Source organism: Nonomuraea sp. NPDC001699 (genome assembly GCF_053596455.1).
This window is the reverse complement of record NZ_JBSFGF010000010.1, coordinates 58,619-75,440: the sequence shown is the minus strand read 5'-3', so window position 1 is coordinate 75,440 and position 16,822 is coordinate 58,619. Positions and strand designations below refer to the sequence as shown.

The window sequence follows — 16,822 nt, the reverse complement described above, 5'->3', positions numbered from 1 at the left end:
CCACCATAAGATTCCGCACCGACAGCCCTATCGCCTATGCCACACGTTCATTACGTCAGAACAAGGCGCCGTCCACGGGTCCGGCAAGCAGCTTCGACTTGGCGGCAGCCTTCTTCTTGTTGTGGAGACCGCGACGAACTTCGTCGGCATACAGGGCGTGATTGAGCTCCAGGAGCCGATCGTTCATCTCGATCTGGACATCCGGATCCACGGTCCAGCGCAGACCGTGGGTGGTTTCATGAAAGTCGTGGTGCAGGACCAGCGGTGTCCAGCCAAACCCCGAAGCCAGGGGATGCGCGAGGTAAGACTCGGTGACCGCCTCGTCAATCTCAACGTGGATCTCCCGCAGTCGCTGGATGTCCGCGTCCCGGTTCGCCTGGTTGTGGACCTCGTTGTACAGATCCGTCATGCCGAGCTGGGGTGTTCGCGTCAGTTGGACCTGACACCGGTAGGTGTCCAGCTCTTCCCCAGCGGTGCGAATCCGGGGAGTCAACTCCGGCTGTGGAAACGTGTCGAATCCATCGGACGGGGTATACCGCGGATCCCCCTTGATCGTCGATTCGCCCTTGACCGTCCACCAGTTGAAGTGCCAGGTGCTAGTCAGGAGCGCGAGCTGTCCGTGCTGGTTAGGATCGCAGAAGACGACGAGAGAGTCGGAATAGACCTGATGATTGGAGACAAGGCATGGCATCCCATACTTGCTGTGACGGCCGATAACAAGCACGACGGGGAAATCGGCGATCGCTGTACGTAACTCCGGGCGTCGCCGATGGTGCTGCCACCAACGTGAGGAATTCCCCGTTCCAGATTCGGTGATCGGCTGGACACGACGCTCCAGCAGGGTGAAAACTTCCCGAAACGATCGAGCGGTGTCGATAGGCATGTCGTCGAAATCGATCGCACAACGAGATGCGCGATAGCCGGGATCGCTATTGACATCATCGTTGATGAGATATGGGAATATTACTTGATCGTTACGATTATCGGCGGCAAGCAGTAGCTGAGCCTGCCCATCATCGATCACAAACGACGAGCGAACCTGATATCCGTTCGGAGCTTGGCCAGCCCAGGCGGCCAACGAGTGGGGCGAGCCCGAGACTCGTGACGGCTTGGTCAGGCTCGAATTGATATGTGGCACGGAAGTCCCGTCGAGTATAACTTTTTCGGTACTGTCGGCATTTCCGAGCCAGATCAGCGAGACAAAGACGCTCGCTTGGCCTGGCCACGGCTGGGATTTAATTGCGCGAAAAATTGTCCGTTCATGAGTTGTCGCCCGCGCGAGGCCGACATCCCGCGAATCACCCTGAGCGATAGTGTTCACGACGATGAGCCCAGTACGTCGATCCTGGGCAAGTTTCAGGTTGCGCAACAGGAAGTATGTGCAGAGGTCAGCGCGGCCGCCGGAGGTAAAGCCGGCTGAAACCACCTGGCCAATGTAGCTGAGGCTGTCCTTGCCGATGCGGCTGCTGATATCAGTGCCGCTTATGAATGGCGGATTGCCCACCACAGCATCAAATCGGTGGTTACCGCGGATCGGATCGGCGATGATTTCGGGGAACTCGAGGGGCCAATGCAGCGGGCGCAGAGGCGCGGTGCGGGGTCCATCGATGGGACCGAGAAGCCAGCCATTGATGATGGTGCGGGCCTCGCCTTCGGCGTCCTTGTCTCCCGATAGGGCTCGTTCGACTAGGTCGGCGATGGAGGCGAGGCGGTCGTTGTAGGCGTCGTCGGACTTCGTTGTCGCGGTAGAAAGTTTTGCCGCCACTACCGCATCCGCGGCGAGACGTAGCTGATCGGTCAGTGCTTCGGCTTCCGCGAGTTTTGCTGCCTTAGCGAGCGCGTCTCGGATATCAAGTACCTCGTGCTCCTCGATATCGCGGCGTAAATCTGCAGCCTTGGACAACAGCGGGCCAAGTATTTTATCGATTTCGTCGGTCAGGCGGACCTTCATTCGGCCCTCGCTGGGGATGAGGTGGAATGCCTCAATCTGATCGGTGGTAAGGCAGCCGATGAGGGAGTCGCCGCAGCGCAGAGCGTGGTCCACGAAGTTAAAGGGACGGCCTTTGGCGAGAGTGACGAGCCACAGCGAGAGCTTGGCGAGTTCCACGGCCATCTCGTCGATGTCGACGCCGTAGAGGCAGCGGTCAGCGACCATACGGCGGGCTTCGAGAAGCAGCGCGTCGCGATCCTCACGCTGTTCACCGAGGCGTGAGAGGACCAGGTCCGGCAGTCCGTCGCGCTCCCAGGCCTCAACGACGCGTTCGGACAGATATCGGCATGCTGATACCAGGAATGCACCTGACCCCATCGCGGGATCGAGGACCTTGAGAGACAGGAGTTCCGAAGCCGCCCGCACCTGCCACTCGGACGGCTGAGTCCCGTCGACGGGCCGGGGGATACCGTCTGGGGAACCTGGTGAAAAACACAGTGGGTCGAGGGTGTGCAGGACGACCTCTTCAGCGAGGACGCGCGGTGTGTAGTGCGTACCCTGATCGCGTCGGTCGCCGACCTGGGCGACGGTGACCGTCCCCGCAGGATGGACGATCGGCTCGTCACGCAGATCGGGACGGAGCAGGCCGAAGAATGGGCGGACGCGGGCCGCGAGCACGGGGTCGTTATCGCAGGCCGCGTCGATTTTTCCGATGTCATCACTGATAGGTTCAGTCGCGAGATGGCTGGCGAACTGCTTCGCTGTCAGCCCGGCGAGCTTCGTGACCTTGTTGGCGAGGCGACCGGTGGCGTGCCAGGTCTCCAGATCGGCGAGTTTGACGTCGGCCCCTACCTTGCCCTTGAGCCCGAGATAGGTTTCTTCATACCGGACCGCGGAGTGTTCCAGGAGGCCTTCGTAGACGTGGCCGATCTGTTCAACGTCGAGACCCTTGTAGGACAGACGCTCCGTCGAGGTGACTTTGCCCGTCGACGAGACGCGCTTGAGCCTGATCAGCGCGTCGAGCATGGCGAAGACAACCCGGTCGGTGACCTTGGTCCGTTCCAGCCAGGAGAACCGGACTGGGTCAAACAGAGATCCCCCGTACGCAGGGATCCACATGTCCGGGTGGCGGGCACCGCCGTGGATCGCCCGGAAGGTGGCCAGCAATGCGGGCCAGGCGGCCTGCCAGCGGTCGGCGATGGCCGCGTCGTCCTGGTCGAGGCGGTCGTGGAGCTTCGTGACCGAGTATGAGTCGGCGTACAGTTCGTCGCCCGAGGGCAGTAGGTTCTGTTCCTCCGCGTACAGGAGGAACACGATGCGCATCATGACGGTCAGGGCGGCGCGGTAGACGGTGCGTGGAGGGATGTCCGCCAGCAGGGTGCCGCCGGCTTCGCGGTCGAGGCGGGAGAGTTCCGCGACGAGGAGTTCGACGGCTTCGCGGACCTGCTTGCCGAGGGTCTTGGTGACAGTGGTGGTGTCGTCGGCGGTGCGGGTGAACAGGGCGGCGAGGGAGCCGGTGTTGTTGCCGTCACGGTCCTTGGGCACGATGGCGGCGCAGCGGATGCCGAGGAGCGAGACAAAGGCGCGCAGCAGCAGCGGTTCTTCGGACCAGGTGTCGGCGTCAAATACCGCGACGGAGGTCGGCGCGGCGGGCCGGGCGTGGACGAGAACCCACCGGCGGCCGTTGGTGAGCAGCGCAACGGGGACAGCCCGGCGGCGGCATAACTCAGCGGCCTGCTCGGCCAGTGAAGGCAGCCCTTTGACCGCGCGGGTGAGCGGCTCGTCCCAGGGCCGACGGTAGATCAGGGCGCGTTCGGCCGCGCCTGGTAGGCCGCTGGTAGGGTCTGCCGGCCCCATTAGCAGCGCGTCGGGGCCGGTGCTGGAACCGGTGGCCAGCTCACGCGGCAGCATCGAGCCGTTCCGTAGGGCCTGCCCCTGGTAGCCGAGCAGTTCCTTCATCACCAGGTGCTGCCAGGCGGAGCAGAGCGTGGCGGGATCGGCCTGGAGCTCGGCCCACGCTTGACGGATCCGGGCGCGCAGCTCGGTTTCGACGACGACCAAGCCCTGCGGGAACGCCTCGGCCAAAATCTTTGCGGAGAGGAATGGGCCGTCAGGGCGCAGGAGGTTGAGCCACTCGGCGTGCTGTTCGATCGGCGTCTGCTGCGTCGACTTCGGGAAGCGCGGACGCTTTGCTGTCGTGGGTGCTGACATTAGCGGCCTGCCTGGGGTGAGGTGGCGCCTACTGTCACGGAGGCGGGAACGAGGAAGGTGACTGCGACGGGGAATCTGCGGGCAACTGGGTCGGCGTAGCGGTGGCGCAAGGCATCGGTCTCGGACTCGATCTGCCCGGGGATCGCGGCAAGGCGTTCGGTGAGTTCGTCGTGGTCCTTTTTGAGCTGATCGCGTTCGGCGTCGATGGTGAATAGGGTGTCTTGACGCCAGAGCGGGTCCGTTTTCAGAGCATCGCGGATGTTGCGTTCCAGCTCGGCCAGGACCGCCCGCATCGCCTTGACGTCTTCCTCGCAGCGTTTCTCCAGGACCTTGCCCTGCTTGGTCGCGATCTTCTTGGATTCGGCCGCGAGGGCTCTGCCGAGCGGGGCCTCCAGCGCGGGCCACAGCCCGGCCAGCCGGTCCAGGAGCTCCGGCGGCGGCGCGTCCTGCGACGCGGCGGCCAGCCAGTGCTCCAGAACTTCGGGGTTCTTCTCCACGACCAGCTTGCCCTGCTTGATGGTGCCGCCGGCCAGGGCGATCTGCTCGTGCAGGCGCACGCCGCGGTTCCCGGTGAGCACCACACGGCCATGCGCGATCACCGCCGGGGTACGCAGCAGGTCACCGGGGACGACTCGGGCGGTAACCCGGGTCAAGTGCGCTCCGTGTTCCCCTTGAGACCACAGCTCGGCGCGGAGCAGCCTCAGGCACAGGTCAACCAGGCGGTGATTCAGGTGCAGCAGTACGACGTCGTTGCGTCCGGCGTAATTCTGGTCGAAGGTGACCGGCCGTTCCTTGCCGCTGACCGGGTGCCGCAGGCCGTCGTTGCGGGCCTGCGCCCACCCCTCCTTCAAGTCAGGGAGCTTGAAGCATCGCGCGTTGACGCCCTTGGGCGATGGGACCTCGACGAGGTCTTTGTTGTGGGCCAGGCGCAGCGCGGTGCGTACCACCTGCTCGATCGTCTTGGGGTTCAGGTTCAGCTCGGTCCGGGTCTGGGTGAGCTGTTCCTGCGCCTGCTGCAGGTCATGCGCCAGATTACGCTCGATCTTCAGCACGGCCTTGCCAGCGCGCTGCTTCATCTCCTTGTCGCTGCTCTGCCAGCTGGAGCGCTTGCCGAGCATCTTCTGCGTCACCTGGCTGGCGATCACTTCGCCGACGCTGCCGAGGTCGGTCCGGATCTGGTTGACCTTCCGTACAGCGACACCGAGGAACGCCATCGCGTCCTCCAGGGTGCCCTCAGCGAACCCGGTATCCTCTTCCTGACTTCGGTCCCAGCCGCTGGGCACGAAGTGCACAATCTCGACCTTTGGGGCGCTCTGCCCATGCCGGTCCACGCGGCCGTTGCGCTGTTCGAGCCGGTTCGGATTCCACGGGATTTCCCAATGGAGCACCCGGTGGCAGTGGTTCTGCAGGTTGATGCCTTCGCTCGCAGAGTCAGTGGCGAGCAGGATCCGCATGGGGTGCAGGTCTGGGGAGTCCTGGAAGACGTTCTTGACGCGCTCGCGCTCGTCGCGGTCCTGGCCGCCATACAGCTGTCCGATTGCCTCGCTCGGAACCCCTGCGCCGATAAGCAGGTCGAGCAGCCAGCGTTGGGTGTCGCGGTACTCGGTGAACACGATGACGCGTTCGCCGTCCCAGCGGCCTTTCGCCCCGCCTGTGCCTCCGGTCTGTACGATCGCTCGTAGCCAGTCGAAGAACGCGGTGAATTTGCCGTCGTCTCGGCCCGAGTTGTTCCGCCCCCAGTCGCGCAACTCCTCCAGGAGTTTCCGTTCGGGCAGAGAGAGCGGTGGGACTAATCGGCGGACGGTGGTCAGGGCCTGGCCCTCCGCGTCCCCGAAGGCCTCGTCGTCTTCGGCAGTCTCGTCTAATCGCTCGATCATCGTGGCGAGGATCTTCTCCACGACTGAATCCGTGCGGCGGTCGTCAGCTCGATCGTCGTTGTCCTGCCTCTCCCGTGCGGCCATCGACTTCAGATGGGCCTCTACGGTGTTGGCGAACGCCATTGGGCTGGACAGGAAGCGTCGCTTGAGCAGTGTGACGACGAAGTCCGTGGCTCGGCTCGGTGCGAGCCCAGCCAGAGACTGCTGCCCGGAGACCGTCTTCCGACGAGATTGCGCGTACTCGTTGAGCTTGGCGTAGGCGTCGCGGGTGGCGGCGTCGTAGACGACCTCCATGGGATGGTCCAGATCCCGTTCCGGAAAGCGCGGGGTACCGTCCCAGCGTGGTGGCAAGTCCCGCTTAAGTCGCCGCACCATCACCTGTGCCTTGGCCTCTTCCGACGGCACCAAGGTGCGGGCGAAACGGTGGTTATCCAGCAGGGCCAGCAGCGCGGTGAAGGACTCCAGGTAACCGTTGTGCGGGGTCGCCGAGAGGAACAGCCGGTGCTCGGTGTGCGGGGCGAGCGTCTTGATCGCGACCGTGCGCTGCGAATCCACCGCGTATTTCCCCGTGCCCGAGGGAGCACAGGTATGTACCTCGTCGACCACTAGGAGGTCGAAAGTTCGCGGATATTGCGGCACCGGTGGCAGGATCGAACGCAGCAGCGCTAGAGGCCGCTCTCGCTTGAGCCAGTCGATCGAGACGATCAGCCGCGGGTAGTGCGTCCACGGGTTCGCGTACACACCGCGCGCTCTCCGAAGGTTTCTCAAGAACTCCGCGTCCAGGACCTTGAAGGCGAGGCCGAACTTGTCGCGCATCTCGTCACGCCACTGCAGCGTGAGCGAGGCCGGGCAGACGATGAGCATCGTGCGCGCCCGGTGACGCAGCATCAGCTCCTGCATCACCAGCCCCGCCTCGATGGTCTTGCCAAGACCGACGTCATCGGCGATCAGCAGGTTCGTACGAGGCATCTGCAACGCCCGCACCACCGGGTCAAGCTGGTAGTCCTCCGGCTTGACCCCGGAGCGGAACGGGGCCTGCAACAGCGTCTTGTCCGCCGTCGCCACCGAGCCCCAGCGCACCGCGTCCAGGAACGCGTCCAGCTTCGCGGGCTCATCGAATCCTCGAAGAGGAGAAGGCAAAGCGTGTTGCTCTCGCGCCGTGGCGCCGGGCTCGAGCTCCCAAAGGACGCGCAGTTCCTCGTCACCGGCATCACCGTCCACAGATACCAGCGAGACAAGGTGTTGCGCTTCAGCGAGTAGCGGACTACCCGGCTCTTCGGCGGCGATAGAGGAACGGTCCACCGCCGTCGCCACCCAGTTTCGGTTACGCACTGTTACTAGCTGGCCGACTGCCGGCACCGCCGTGTCTTGTGCAAAGAGAGGAGCCTCGTTGAGCACTTCGGCACTCATCCACTTCCGTCGTTCGATGCGTGTGTCCCGTGGGGCTGCTGAACTTCTAACAGATCGAGGGAACTACGTTTTTATCATCCAAATAGAACTATCGCGGCAACTCTCTGCTGCTACCCGATATCGGCTGGCCTGAAAATCATATTTTGGGCATTCAGAGTGGTAGCGAGCCGTTTCTCCATGCCTGCGCAAGGTATGTGTGAGGGCTGCAGTGCCATCCGTGGCCGGGGAAGGCGTTGCTTGTCGCAGGCGGCATGAGTGCTGAGCCGACGGGGTTGGGAAGAGGTGATCGGTGGGTTTCTGGACCGCTTTCGCCATGAACCCGCTCCGCGGCAAGATGCGTCTGCGCCTGTGCTTCACCAATTGGATCCTCGGCATGGTCGCCGCACACTGCGTGCCCGCGCTCCAACAGCACCCTCGGTACGCCGTCCGCACCACCATGCGGCGGCGCCTGTACGAGGACACCACGGTTCTGGCGTACCTGGACGCCACCGCCCAGCGCCTGCTCGCTGAGCATCGCGCCCGCCTAACGCCGCCTTGGCCTGCACGACACCCCGCTCGTCGGCTACGGCAACGGCACCTTGCTGTTCCCCTTCCGCGGCGACGCCATCATGACCACCCTCGCCCTGGCCCTGCAGGCCTACGGCGTCGACGTCGTCGGCTACGGAGCCGTACTGCTGATCAGCGACACCCTCCCGCACACAGCCGCCGATCTTCCGGCGAATTTGGCCGCCGACGACGTTTCCGATGCCCTCGCCCTGGGCGCGCTGATCCCCGACAAGCGCGTAGACAAGTACGACGACGTCATAGGGCAGGAACTGCTCTTCCTGCGTCCGCCGACTCGACGTGCCCGAGACCCAACAGTCCATTAGCGCTCCGGCAACCACAACCCGCGATACCCGAGCGGTCAGCCAGGAGCCGCCGCAGGCCGCCGCACCACAGCGTCAGCACCGCATCGGGTCGCTGCCATGCGCCGTTGTCGACATCGAGACCACTTGCCTCGACACCCGCAAGGCTCGCGGGTGAGCCGTCCTCAACCAGCCCCCACCTGTGCCGCGTTCGAGCATCGGGATTGTCGGTGCCGCCTGGCATGCTATTGACCTGTCAGTATGCGTCGCGTCGTTCGGGTGGCGAATCTTGCAGCAAGGACGGACTGGGCGTTGATGACGATGTACGTCGTTTGAGCCCCGGTGCCCAGGGAGACGAGAGATCCGTTTGAAAGGGTGGTGCAGTAACTGATGCAGCCAGGTAATCGCAATACGCCACTTCTGTCCTTCAACTACCTCCCTGTCCGCTTCAGGGCGAACAGCTTCGAGGGCGGTGTGATTACGTTCGAGTCGAAGGAGCAGCTAGCAGCGATCCGGGCCGAGCTGGCCGACAGCCATGTGGTCGCTCGGACGAAGGGCCAGATTGCTTGTATCCCTTGGGTCGCCAAAGCAGAGGCGCATGGCACGGAGACCGTCTTCGCAATCAAGGAGCATCAGGCATTGACGATGCGTCTGGTGCAAGAGGCGCTGCTGCGGGCCGTCATCGGTTGGCGCTACAAGTTGCGCCGGCTTGCCCCACCCACCTTTGTCTCCCGGATGCCGGGTAAGGATCTCCTCGAACCGTTGATTCGAGGTAGCAGGGTCGGCGAGTTGGCGTCGCTCCATGTTTACCCGCAGTTCCGGCTGGATAGCCGAATGGTTGGGCCGTCCGGGCGGCCCGGCGTCGTGGTGGGTATCAAGACGCGCTACGAGATCGACATGACGGTCCAGGACCTTCTGCGATGCGGTATCGATGTTATCGGACACTACGTTCTCGGGCATGATGACAGGCTGGCCCTTCATCCAGTGCTCGATGCCTATGCCACTCGACGAGCCGTCGGGGCTGTCGAGCGGGTAGAAGGAGATCGGCTCATTCTTCGTGATGCTCCCGAGCTAGCCAGTATTTCGGCCGACGCAGCTTGGTTGGAAAGCCGCCGAGAGACCTTCATCGATGTGGTCACGACTTTGGCTGGTGTGGATGCCTCCCGGATTGCTAAGGAACTTGAGGTTGCTACCTTCGACCTCTTGGGTGCTGCAGGCAGGTTGGGGAGAACGGTTGACATCGCCGACCGGCTCTCCCGGCGCGGCGAGGTGGAGATCGCCAACGGGCTTTCGATCGCTATTGAGCAGCCTGTGGGCACATCCAAAGGTCGGAAGGTATCTTCGGCGCGTTACACTTCACCGACCTTTCTGTTTGACCAGGGTGGTGACAAGACAAGCCACTCGGCCGACCGTGGCCTGGACGAGTACGGCCCGTTTGATGCGGAGTTCTTCGCCAAAAAACAGCCCCGTATTGCTGTAATCGCACCCAAGATACACAAGGGCACAGTTGAGAATTTCATAGCCAAGTTTTTGAACGGTGTCCGCGGAGCGAAGGTCTTCAATCTGGGATTTGTTCGCAAGTATCACCTGGGCCGAGTTGATATTTCTATGCACACCTTCTCAGGTGACGCCACGGATGCCGCTGCTTATCGCCAGGCATGTCGTGATGCCTTGAAAAGTGGTCCCCCGGATCTCGCTATCGTAGTGACGAGTGAAGCGCAGGAGCACTTGACTGGTGACGATAGTCCCTATCTGGTTGCCAAGTCCGTTTTCATGGGGCAAGGCGTGCCTGTACAGGATGTGCAGATCGAGACCATGCGGTTGGGCAACATTGCCTACCCGCTCAACAGCATCGCCTTGGCATGCTATGCCAAGCTTGGTGGTATCCCCTTCGTTATCGCTGCGCCAAAGGCTCTTGCTCACGAGCTCGTGTTCGGCATTGGTAGTGCGCATATCAAGTCGAGTCGGCTGACCGACCCTGAGCGCGTGGTAGGCATCACCACTGTCTTTAGTGCAGACGGCAACTATCTTCTATCGAATAAGTCCCGTGAGGCTGACTATGATGACTATGCTGATGCACTCCTGCAGTCGCTCAAAGAATGTATCAGCGATATCAAGGCCAGAAATGCTTGGCAGAAGAGTGATGAGCTTCGGCTTATATTCCATGTTTTCAAGCCGCTCAAAGATATCGAGACTATTGCTGTCAAAAATCTGGTCGAGCAGCTAGCGAAGCAATATGCCAAGGTTGAATTCGCGTTCGTGCATATTAGCACTGATCACGATTGGACTATGTTCGACCGAGCGAGTGTCGGTATCAGAAGCTCTGGCGCTGCCAAGGGTCGTCTGGTGGCGGATCGTGGACACGCAGTCCCCATCGGCGCAAGGGAGATGCTGCTTTCCGTCAGTGGGCCGTACGACCTCAAGAGCGAACTGCACGGTGTCCCAAAACCGTTGCTAATCAAACTTCACAAGGAATCGACCTTCACGGATATCGAGTATCTGTCAAGGCAGGCGTACCGTTTCACATCGATGTCGTGGCGTAATATGTATCCGTCTCATATGCCAGTAACAATCCTTTATTCGGATCTCATAGCACGCCTACTCGGTCAATTGCGCCACGTCCGAAACTGGAACGCCGATGCCGTCGCGACTCAACTACGAGGTAGCCGGTGGTTTCTCTGACGCACCAGCCCGAGGGAGATGACAGGTCATCCTTCGGGCAGCAGCTGAGTGAACGGATTGCCCTGCTAGAGGATTTGATCTGTCGATCGAATCAGCCGGGCCATCTTGACGGGTTGCTTGCCCACTATATTCTGGGTGACAAAAGTATGGGATTTCAGTGGAACGTTGATCCCATGGCCGAAGCCTGGTTTGCAGACAATGAGCATCGCCTGTCCTATACTCCGGCTCTGGCTGTCCTGGGCTATGGACTAGCAGCCTTTTCCTCTGCTCTGTCGCAGCGGGCAAGAGATCTTCTTATCGATCGCCTGCCGCACCTGATGCGCAAGGACCCCTTCCAGCTTGACGGGGTGACCTTTGTCAACGATCCGACTCAAGTAGTCGGCATAGCGCTTGCCGTCAATGCGATTCGCGACCAATTTCCTCATGCCCGGACCTGGCTGACTGGGGTCCTCCAGGATGAGCGACTTCAGGCGGCCACGCCTCTGCTGGGGATTTTCCATCAACATGCTCGGCAACTCCTTGGTGTCACCGTAGACCAGAACATTGAGTTGCGAACAATCACCGACCCCGTCGATTTGGCATCCGTGTGCTGGCTTGCCGCAGTAGACCGCGACCCGGTAACGACCGACGTGAAAGAGCTGCGCGAGGCGCAGAACCGTATCCTCAACGGTCTTGTGACGGGTCGAACTGACCAGCTGACGGCACCACGTGCAGCGGTTCTGATGGCGGCAGTCTCCCGCATCCTCGAGATGAGCATTGATCAGAGCGTCTTGACGAGCAGTCATGTCGGTTCAGTCCTTCGCCGTTTCCAGGATGCAATGCGACGATGGCGTTACGATGACGGCGGCCAGGACCAGCCGATTCGCTGGCCAATCACCTCCGAGCGAGAGGTTCAGGATATTCTGTGGATGATTCTTCGATCGATATTTGATGACGTAGTTGACGAAGAGACGCTTCGGAAGGTTGGACATAGCTCCTACCGTGCCGACTTTGGTATCCCATCACTCGGGCTGCTGATCGAAGTGAAATATGCGCGTAAAGCCAGCGACTTCAAAGTATACGAGAAAGAGATTTTTCAAGACTATGTGGCATACCTTAAAGACAATCATCCCTACAAGGAGATGATTGTCTTTATCTACGATGAATCCTCCTCGGTGCAAGAGCATGGCACTACTCGGCAAGCTCTTCTGGGCCTAGAGAACGTCACTGACGTGATAGTTGTTTCTCGTCCGAGCCAGCTTCCATTGCCCGCTCCTGAGTCGTCTCGGCCACGCCGAAGTCGTGGATCGAATAGGAGCCGGCGGCCGTCAACGTAGAAATGTTGCGCTCAGTTGTAGGTTCCTTCGCATGTTCGCTTGGCCTCTTTCGTCAATGATGTAGAAGATGTTGCCGTCGCCGGTGGTCCCTGGGATGATCATCAAGCCGCGTAGTCACTTTGGAGAACTTCAAATCGAATCTGATGCGATGAGCTTTGGCGTGGTGGAGGTTCTGGTTCTTGGAACTAAATCAGAAGATATTCGTCCGCATGAATCGTTGCAGGGTTACATTGCGCCTGTCGAAAATCTCATCCATGCAGGTCATGCGGCATGTGAGTACTCGTGGAGGACGCCACCGGGCCGTTCTCTTCGGCGGATGTTCAGGTCGACAATTTTGCTCGGGATCTGTGATCGAATCGGAGACGGTGCGTTGTGGAGCCGCTTGGCCCAGGGTTTGGTGGGCTCGAGGTCGGTTGTAGGGTAAGCCCGTACTTGCGAAGAGCGTGCCGCAGGTGGTGTTCGTTCCACGGGGGGCAGCGAGCCAGAGGCGTTATTGAGACACTCCTTTTCAGGGGGTTGATCATGCCTTTTCTTAAATCTAATGAGTCGCTGAGTCCACTCGCTTCACGTCCCGGAAGCTCATGCCGAAGAGCACATTCGGTGCCTCGTACTTGAAGGTGTAGCCAGCGATGAGAGCGGCGGCAATGAAAGCGCCATTAGTGACGTATCTGCCGGTTGCTCGCTCCATCACGTGCTTCATGGAGTAGCTGCCGACGGTGGGAGTCTTGATCGGCGTAATGTTCTCACGAAGCCACGCGGCGGTCTCCATCACCATGGCCTCGCTTCCGGCCAGTTCCTCGCAGTCAGCGGCGATCTCGGTCCGGCGCTGCTCAGCTGTTTTGCGCAGCGGATTGAAGGCGCCGATGCCGAAGGAGTTGAGCTGCGGATGCTGCTGCATCACCTCGGCAAGAGTCGGCGGAGAGATCTGTCGGCGGGCCACCATATACGCCGTTCCGGTGGCTTCCTCGTGGGCGCTGAGCTTGATCTTGCGGCGACGGTTTCTGGTCATCATGTGCTCCATGTCGCGGGACAGCCCACGTCCGCCCCGCCGCGGATATCGGATGATCTGGCGGAACGCTGCTGCACGATTCGGGGAACCTTGTCTTCGCCGCAACGATGGACGTAGGCCACCATGACTCCAGGGCTTCGGCAAAGTGGCGTTGACGGCCATGGTGTCCGGTTCGAGCTGAAGGGCGGGTATGGCCAAGCCGAAGCGCGATACGACGGCGGTCGGCGTAAACGAACAGGCACGACCTTCGGGATCATGAGGTTCTCGACGCCAAATGATCAGAGAAGACCGTGCCTGCCCCCTCATCATTGCCGATCAACCCTGCCCTGGACCACTTGACCGCGATGAGCGGCCGCTCCTTGCCCGTAGCGGTCGCCGAGTACGCCAGCCTGCTGGACCAGCTGCGGCAGGTTCCCGATCCACGCGGACGGCGCGGGATCCGACACGCACTGGCCTCGGTTCTGGCGATCGCCGCGGCGGCGGTCCTGGCCGGGGCGCGGTCCTTCACCGCGATCGGCGAGTGGATCGCCGACGCCCCGGTCCAGGTCCAGGCCGCATTGGAGATCCGGCACGACCTCGTACTCGGAGTTCATCAGCCACCGCACGAGGCGACGATCCGCCGGGTGCTGGAGGTCATCGACGCCGACGCTTTGGACGCGATCCTCGCCGCGTGGCTGGCCGCTCGCCTCCAGGCGCAGGCCGGCACCGCGCCCGCACCCCGGCATGGGCGGCGACGTCGCCGGGCCATCGCGGTGGACGGCAAGGCGCTGCGGGGCGCCCGGCTGGGCCAAGGCGCCACCGTGCACCTGCTGGCGGCCCTCGACCACACCACGGGCCTGGTGCTGGCTCAGAGCGATGTGGAGGGCAAGACCAATGAGATCACCCGGTTCCGGCCCTTGCTTGAGGGCCTTGACCTGGACGGATGCGTTCTCACCGCGGACGCTCTGCACACCCAGCGCGATCACGCCACCTTCCTGGTGACCGAGAAGAACGCCCACTACGTACTGATCGTCAAGAAGAACCAGCCCACCCTGCATACCCAGCTCAAACGGCTGTTGTGGAAGCAGGTCCCGGTCGCTGACCGTCAGTGCGACCGCGGACACGGCCGCGACGAGCGCCGCACCTGCTCTATCTGTTTGGGACGATCCGCCGACGCAGTACCAGGCTCGAGATTCGAGACCGCCGAGCTGCACATGCTGGTGGCTCACAAGGTCACGGACTCGGGGGTCGCAGCTCTACCGGCAGCGCAACACGGTGGAACGCTGCATCAACAAGATCAAAGAGTGGCGCGGGCTGGCCTTCCGCTTCGACAAGGCACCCGAAAGCTATCTGGCCGGCCTGCATCTACGCGGAGCCGTCCTGTGGATCCGCAGCCTTCAACCCATCTGAAGATCCAAAGTTCGTACAGGCCCTAGCTAAGTGGCGTAGATGGAGGCGACGATGTCGCGTGCGAGGGTGAGGCTGGAGGCCGCCACGAACTTCTGTCGTCTGTCCATCGCCTTGTTGATGTCAGCCATGCTGCCGAACTGGTAGTCCAGTGGCAGGGGGTTGCCTTCGAGGTCGAGGACTGCGCCGCCCGCGGCGTTGAGAACGTAGTGTCCTGGTGCCAGGTCCCAGACGGCAAAGCCCTTCGCGAACTCGATCGTCGCGTCGGTGAAGCCCGCCGCGACGTGGCACAGGCTGACAGACCCGAAGTCGACTCCGATGCGGCCGCGAACGGCGCCGTCCGCCGAAGGTTGGTTGAGCGCGTCGAGCAGGCGGGTCTGGCGACCGAGCGGCTGGAGTCGTTCAGCAGGCTTCATCAGGTAGTTCGTGATCAGTGCCTCGCGCAGTTCTGCGAGGCGGCGCACCTTCAGCTCGTGTGCCTTGCCGTCTTGCGTGTAGACGAACGCCTGGTCGTTGCCGTCCTCGTCGCGGGCCGCGAGATACATCTGGAGATGATGGAAGATGTCGCCCACCACCGCGGCGATGGGCCGGGCAAGGCTGCGGGAGTACACCATCACGTGCGTGTAGCCGTAGAGGGCGCGAACGGCCAGCTCGCTGGTGTCGAGGGGATCGACCAGGACGCACAGATCCGGCTCTGGGTCGGCTCCGACGACTTGAGGGTCGGCCTCTTCGGAGGCGTAGATGTATGAGGGGATGATCGGGGTCAGGAGCTCTCGGTAGCGCTCATGCATCCACAGATCGTGGGCGGACAGGAAGTTGTCGGAGTGGCGCAGGTTGGCGGCCTCTGATCGTTCACCTGATAGCGCGGCCTGGATCAGGCGGGGACGGATCTCCCCGATCACCTGAGAGACCAGCTCGGCGAGGCTCTGGGCGAGGCCGGGGAGGGCGGGAGAGGTTGTCACGATGGGACCTCCGTACTGTTAGCGCAGCTCCAGCGGCGGTTCGATTCCTGGTGGGCTCATCGTCGCGGCGATGAACACCGCCTTGAAGCTTGCCGCTCGCATGATGCCAGCGCCGGTGAGATCGTCGAAATCGCTGACTTCGAGCTTCCCCTTGGTCATGGCTCCGAACACCGCGAAATAGATCTGCGCGCCGGGATAGCGGTCACGGATCTCGCGTGAGATGAATCCGACCACATCGGCATGCTTGACCTCAAAGTCGCACAACACTATCTCTGGAGCGTCTGGCAACTCCGGGAAGATGGACGCGGTGTCGAGGCTGATGAATTCGCGGCTCTTGTTGCATTTGAGATAGCCGATGGGGCAGCGCCCGAATTGGGCGGAGGCGAGGAAGGTGGCCATGACCAGGCCGGCCTCGTTGATCCCGAAACAGGCGTCTACATCGGTACGGCGCCCGAGGTTTTTGATCTGGTGGATGAGGCGCTCGATGCCGTAGCCGAAGGACGCCCATGTCAGGTTAAGAAGCTGGCCGGGGGCGGGGTTGGGCAGGGAGTAGACAAGCCTGTCGGGAGTGCCGTATTCGACGGTGGGGGCCGCGATGATGAAGTCGTGGCCCATGGCGCTGGATTCGGCCGGTGTCGTACTGGCGGTTGTGTCATCTGGCTCTGCCGTTGCCGGCGCTGTGACGGATGGCAGGGGAGCGGACTGGATGGTGGCGTACCTCTTCAAGGCGAGTTGGTCTTCTACGGCCAACCGCTCGTACGCTTCGGCTACCAGATCGCTGGGGGAGACGTCCTCCTCGGCGACACCTGTGGGGCCACCTCCGTAGGCGGCGGCGAGGATCAGCAGGCTGGTGAAGCTGGGAGCCGATCCGGCCCTGCTGCGTTCACGGGCCCAGGTCTCCCACGCATTGATGGACGTGCCGCCCAAGCTGGTCTGGTGGCCGGTCATCTGGTTGTAGCGGACGGCGGCTTGACCCTGAGAAAGGCCACATGCATACCGGTGCGCCTGAAGGCTACAAACGACCGGATAGCGGCGCATAAGTTCCGTAGCTGCCTTCTTGACCGATCCCGTCTCTAGCCACAATTCGTTTCCGATTCGCGCCAATCGGCGCCCTCGCGCCTGCGGACTCGAGTCCTGACCCTGCTTCGACATCTCACTTCCCCCTCTCGGAAGCGCCACCAGGTTACCCATTGG

8 protein-coding genes and 2 pseudogenes are annotated in these 16,822 nt (G+C 62.0%); 5 read left to right on the top strand and 5 right to left on the bottom strand.

Going from position 1 to position 16,822, the window contains the following annotated elements; all coding sequences use genetic code 11:
* Window positions 1-55: 55 nt before the first annotated feature.
* Both ACWCSU_RS28600 and drmD read right to left on the bottom strand, forming a co-directional pair.
* Complete coding sequence (locus ACWCSU_RS28600) at window positions 56-4,141, bottom strand: Eco57I restriction-modification methylase domain-containing protein (RefSeq protein ID WP_449939003.1); 4,086 nt, start codon at window positions 4,139-4,141, stop codon at window positions 56-58.
* Window positions 4,141-7,428, bottom strand: a complete 3,288-nt coding sequence (drmD, locus tag ACWCSU_RS28595) for a DISARM system SNF2-like helicase DrmD (RefSeq protein WP_449939001.1) — start codon at window positions 7,426-7,428, stop codon at window positions 4,141-4,143. Before drmD ends, ACWCSU_RS28600 begins: the two co-directional genes overlap by 1 nt.
* 608 nt (window positions 7,429-8,036) lie before the next feature.
* Here drmD and ACWCSU_RS28590 point away from each other — a divergent pair.
* The 3 genes from ACWCSU_RS28590 (at window position 8,037) to ACWCSU_RS28580 (ending at window position 12,271) form a co-directional block, all read left to right on the top strand.
* Window positions 8,037-8,297 carry a hypothetical protein gene (locus ACWCSU_RS28590; RefSeq protein WP_449939000.1) on the top strand — a complete coding sequence of 87 codons (261 nt, stop codon included), beginning with the start codon at window positions 8,037-8,039 and terminating at the stop codon, window positions 8,295-8,297.
* 366 nt (window positions 8,298-8,663) lie between these two features.
* Window positions 8,664-10,955, top strand: coding sequence for an argonaute/piwi family protein (locus ACWCSU_RS28585; protein ID WP_449938999.1), 2,292 nt, complete (start codon window positions 8,664-8,666; stop codon window positions 10,953-10,955).
* Entirely contained in the window at window positions 10,943-12,271 is a 1,329-nt protein-coding gene (locus ACWCSU_RS28580) for a PD-(D/E)XK nuclease domain-containing protein (RefSeq protein ID WP_449938998.1), read from the top strand. The genes ACWCSU_RS28585 and ACWCSU_RS28580 overlap by 13 nt, the downstream gene beginning before the upstream one ends.
* 538 nt (window positions 12,272-12,809) lie before the next feature.
* On the opposite strand, the gene ACWCSU_RS28575 is transcribed toward ACWCSU_RS28580, so the two are convergent.
* Complete coding sequence (locus tag ACWCSU_RS28575; protein WP_449938997.1) at window positions 12,810-13,283, bottom strand: hypothetical protein; 474 nt, start codon at window positions 13,281-13,283, stop codon at window positions 12,810-12,812.
* A gap of 341 nt (window positions 13,284-13,624) precedes the next feature.
* On the opposite strand from ACWCSU_RS28575, the pseudogene ACWCSU_RS28570 reads away from it, so the two are divergent.
* Both ACWCSU_RS28570 and ACWCSU_RS28565 read left to right on the top strand, forming a co-directional pair.
* Window positions 13,625-14,413 (top strand): annotated as a pseudogene (locus tag ACWCSU_RS28570) (ISAs1 family transposase); the annotation flags it as partial.
* Window positions 14,414-14,489: 76 nt separating this feature from the next.
* Window positions 14,490-14,669 (top strand): annotated as a pseudogene (locus ACWCSU_RS28565) (hypothetical protein); the annotation flags it as partial.
* Window positions 14,670-14,695: 26 nt separating this feature from the next.
* Here ACWCSU_RS28565 and ACWCSU_RS28560 read toward each other — a convergent pair.
* Together ACWCSU_RS28560 and ACWCSU_RS28555 are read right to left on the bottom strand one after the other, a co-directional pair.
* A complete protein-coding gene (locus ACWCSU_RS28560) occupies window positions 14,696-15,628 on the bottom strand; it encodes an inositol monophosphatase family protein (RefSeq protein ID WP_449938996.1) in 933 nt (310 codons plus the stop codon).
* Between the two features lie 18 nt (window positions 15,629-15,646).
* Window positions 15,647-16,576: a hypothetical protein gene (locus ACWCSU_RS28555; RefSeq protein WP_449938995.1), complete on the bottom strand. Its 930-nt coding sequence runs from the start codon at window positions 16,574-16,576 to the stop codon at window positions 15,647-15,649.
* Between the last annotated feature and the right edge of the window lie 246 nt (window positions 16,577-16,822).